Source organism: Arthrobacter sp. SPT-J7, from assembly GCF_059089965.1.
Map to the genome: position 1 here is coordinate 1 of NZ_JBNHFF010000255.1, position 4,443 is coordinate 4,443.

Below are 4,443 nucleotides of genomic sequence, written 5' to 3' on the forward strand. Positions count from 1 at the left end.
CGGCGACGAAGGGTGCTGCCCCTGCTGCCTGGAAGCCCCACATGGCGGGCGTTTTAGTGGACACGGCGGGAAGCGTGCCGGCGGTTTCGGACTCGAACGGAGCGGAGTACTCCTTGTAGCCCTTCCAGTAGGCCGTGATGTTTCCGGCGTTGCCAACCGGCAGGACATGGATGTCCGGAGCGTCGCCCAGTGCGTCGACGATCTCGAAGGCACCGGTCTTCTGTCCCTGGATACGGGCAGGGTTGACCGAGTTGACCAGGAAGACCGGGTAGGACTCTCCCAGCTTCCGTGCAATGTCAAGGCAGTTGTCGAAGTTGCCGTCCACCTGGAGCAGGGTGGCACCGTGGGCAATGGCCTGGCTCAGCTTGCCCATGGAAATCTTGCCCTCAGGCACCAGGACGGCACACTTCAGGCCGGCGGCCGTGGCGTAGGCTGCGGCAGAAGCGGAAGTGTTGCCGGTGGAGGCGCACACCACTGCTTGGGCTCCGGATGCGACGGCGGCTGTCATGGCCATGGTCATGCCGCGGTCCTTGAACGAGCCGGTGGGGTTCATGCCCTCCACCTTGAGGTACACCTGGGAGCCGGTGAGCTCCGAGAGCTTCTGCGCGTGCACGAGCGGGGTGCCGCCCTCGCCCAGGGTGATCACCCTGGTGGATTCCGTCACGGGCAGACGGTCAGCGTATTCGCGGATAACGCCGCGCCATTGGTGAGCCACTTAGACTCCTTCTACCCGCAGAACGGATGTAACTGAATTGATGACGTCCAGGCCCTTCACGGCCTCGACGGTGGCTGCCAGGGCAGCCTCTGACGCGCGGTGGGTGACGATCCGCAGTTCGGCGGACTCCACGTTGGACTCAGCGTCGCGGTGGATGGTCTGCCGCATGATTTCGATGGAGACGCCGTGCTCGGCAAAGAGCTGGGCGATCCTGGCCAGGACGCCGGGCTGGTCAGCGACGTCCAGCCCGATGTAGTAACTGGTGACGGCAGCTTCGATCGGCAGCGCCGGGACCTGGCCTGTGGTGGTTTCCGTGCGACCAGGGCCGCCGAGGACCAGGCTGCGCGCGGCCGACACCAGGTCACCCAGGACGGCGGAAGCGGTGGGGGTACCCCCGGCCCCCTGGCCGTAGAACATCAGTTCACCGGCATTCTCGGCTTCGATAAACACGGCGTTGAAGGCACCGTGAACGGCAGCCAGCGGGTGCTCGCGGGGAAGCAGGGTTGGGTGCACGCGCACGGAGACGCCGTCACCGCCGTCCGTGTCCGTGCCTGCGGCGGGAAGCTTTTCCGCAATGGCCAGCAGCTTGATGACAAAGCCGGCGTCCTTGGCGGCAGCAATGTCCGCCGCGGTTACGGAGCTGATCCCTTCACAGTGGACGTTCTCCAGGGCAAACCGGGTGTGGAAAGACAGCGAGGCAAGGATGGCGGCCTTCGCGGCAGCATCGTGGCCTTCGACGTCGGCGGTGGGGTCCGCCTCCGCGTAACCGAGACGCTGTGCTTCTGCGAGGGCGTCGGCAAACTGGGCGCCGGTGCTGTCCATCTGGTCAAGGATGAAATTGGTGGTGCCGTTGACAATGCCCAGGACGCGGGTGATGCGGTCACCGGCGAGGCTGTCGCGGATGGGGCGCAGGATGGGGATGGCTCCGGCGACGGCGGCCTCGTAGGAGAGCTGTACGCCCGCCTTGTCAGCCTCTTCATGAAGGATGGGGCCATCCTGTGCCAGGAGCGCTTTGTTCCCGGTGACAACGCAGGCACCGTTGCGCAGGGCCGACAGGATCAGCGTTCTGGCGGGTTCAATGCCACCCATCAGCTCGATCACGAGGTCCGCATCTTTGACGAGGGTTTCGGCGTCGGTGGTGAAAAGTTCCTGCGGAAGCTCCACGTCGCGCTTCGTGTGGACGTTACGCACGGCGATGCCGCTCAACTCCAACTTCGCGCCCGTCCGCGCGGCAAGGGTGTCGGCGTCCTCGATGAGAATCCGCGCAACCTGGGCCCCAACGTTGCCACAGCCCAGCAGGGCCACTTTCAGGGTTCGCAATTCCGTCATTCAGACTCCCATGTCGCGGTTCAGCAGATCTTCTTCGGTTTCCCCGCGGACAATCAGCCGGGCAGATCCGTCGCGCACCGCGACAACGCCCGGCCGGGCCAGATAGTTGTAGTTGCTTGACAGGGCCCAGCAGTAGGCGCCGGTCCCCGGTACAGCAAGCAGATCACCGGCTGCCACGTCCTCGGGCAGATATACATCTCTAACAACTATGTCGCCGCTCTCGCAATGTTTGCCCACCACGCGGGACAACTGCGGAGCGGCGGCAGACGTGCGGGACGCGACCACAGCCGAATAATCCGCGTCGTAGAGCACCGGGCGCGCGTTGTCGCTCATACCGCCGTCCACCGACACATAGCGGCGCGGATACGTAACGTTTTCGCCCGCCCCACCGGCTTCGACCGCCTCCGGCGCGTCGACGCGAACGGTCTTGAGGGTCCCCACCTCGTACAGGGTGAAGGTGGTGCTGCCCACGATGGCGCGTCCCGGCTCGATCGAGATGCGCGGGGAGTCGATGCCGAGCGTTGCACAGGTGGAACGCACGACGGCGGCCATCGCCTGGGCGATCTCGGCCGGCGGGCGCGGGGTGTCCGCAGGGGTATAGGCGATGCCGTAGCCCCCGCCGAGGTCCAGCTCCGGAAGGACGATGGAGTACTTGCGCTGCATGGCGTCAAGGAAGGTCAGGAGCTTTTGTGCGGCCAACGCGAAGCCGTCCGGTTCGAAGATCTGCGAGCCGATGTGGCAGTGCAGCCCGAGCAGATCGATGCTGTGGTAGGCCGTTGCGGCGGCCACAGCCTCTTCCGCAGCTGAAAGGCCTGCTTCATCGGTGGTGTCCCCCGCCATGGAGAGCCCGAACTTCTGGTCCTCGTGCGCCGTGGCGATGAACTCGTGGGTGTGTGCGTGAACGCCCGGCGTCAGCCGGAGCATGACCTTTGCGGTTTCGCCCCGGCCGGAGGCAATCTTGGCTACGCGGTCCAGCTCGTCGAGGCTGTCCACCACGATGCGGCCCACCTGCATGTCGAGGGCACGGCGGATTTCGGCATCCGATTTGTTGTTGCCGTGCAGGCTCAGGTGGGCGCCGGCGATTCCCGCGCGGGCAGCTACGGCGAGTTCGCCGCCGGAGCAGGTGTCCAGTCGAAGGCCTTCCTCAGCCACCCAGGTTGCCACTGCCGTGCAGAGGAAGGACTTGCCGGCGTAGTAGACGTCCACTCCCCCGCAGATGTCCGCGAACGCGTCGTCGAAGGCGTCTTTAAACCCACGCGCCCGGGAACGGAAGTCCGCCTCGCTCATCACGAACAGGGGCGTGCCGAACTGTTCCTTCAGCTCGGCGACCGGAATGCCATCGATGGCCAGCTCCCCCGGGCTGGTCCGGGACACGTCCTTGGCCCACATTGCAGGGGTCAGGGCGTTCAAGTCCTCCGGAACGGCGAGCCATTCGGGGGCCAGCGGCGAGGCCGCGCTGGTGTTTGCGTCGTTCATGCCGATCACATCCGTTCCGGTGCGGAAACACCAAGCAGGTCCAGGCCGTTGGCCAGCACCTGGCTCGTGGCATCGTTGAGCCAGAGGCGGGTGCGGTTGACGTCGGTAACCGCCTCGTCGCCCATTGGGGCGATGCGGCAGGCGTCGTACCAGCGGTGGTAGGCGCCGGCGATGGTCTCGAGGTGGCGTGCCACGCGGTGAGGTTCGCGCAGTTCCGCGGCCTTCGCAACGATAGACGGGTAGCTGCCCAGGTACGAAAGCAGTTCGTTCTCCGTGGCGTGGTCCAGAAGCGAGGCGTTGAAACTGTCTTTGCCGTCCACACGGCGGTTCACGCCGGCGTCGACGGCGTTACGGGCCGCACCGCGGGACCGGGCGTGCGCGTACTGCACGTAGAACACCGGGTTCTCGTTGCTGTGCTTCTTCAGCAGCTCCGGGTCCAGGGTCAGGGGTGAATCTGCCGGGAACCGGGCCAGGGAGTAGCGGACAGCATCCTTGCCGAGCCAGTCGATCAGGTCCTTCAGCTCGATGATGTTGCCTGCGCGCTTGGACAGCTTGGCACCGTTGACTGATACCAGCTGGCCGATCAGTACCTCGATGTTGACCTCGGGATCGTCCCCGGCGCAGGCGGCAATGGCCTTGAGCCGGTTGATGTAGCCGTGGTGGTCAGCGCCGAGCAAGTAGATTTTTTCGGTGAAGCCGCGGTCCTTCTTTGAGAGGTAGTACGCGGCATCCGCTGCAAAGTAGGTGGGCTCGCCGTTGGCGCGTATCATCACCCGGTCCTTGTCGTCGCCGAAGTCGGTGGTTCGCAGCCAGACAGCACCGCCGTCGTCGAACACGTGGCCCTGCTCGCGAAGGCGGGCAACGGCACTCTCGATCGCGCCGGCGTCGTGCAGTTCCTGCTCGGAGAAGAACACGTCAAACTC

General features: G+C 65.4%; 4 protein-coding genes. All 4 read right to left on the reverse strand.

Features of this window, described 5'->3' with window-relative positions:
• The coding region (gene thrC, locus AC5RWX_RS30750) for a threonine synthase (RefSeq protein WP_494099993.1) at positions 1 to 715 on the reverse strand (715 nt) is incomplete at its 3' end.
• The gene (locus AC5RWX_RS30755; protein WP_494099994.1) at positions 716 to 2,044 is read right to left on the reverse strand and encodes a homoserine dehydrogenase; all 1,329 of its coding nucleotides are present in this window, start codon (positions 2,042 to 2,044) and stop codon (positions 716 to 718) included.
• Entirely contained in the window at positions 2,045 to 3,520 is a 1,476-nt protein-coding gene (gene lysA / locus AC5RWX_RS30760) for a diaminopimelate decarboxylase (protein ID WP_494099995.1), read from the reverse strand.
• Between the two features lie 5 nt (positions 3,521 to 3,525).
• The coding region (gene argS / locus AC5RWX_RS30765) for an arginine--tRNA ligase domain-containing protein (protein WP_494099996.1) at positions 3,526 to 4,443 on the reverse strand (918 nt) is incomplete at its 5' end.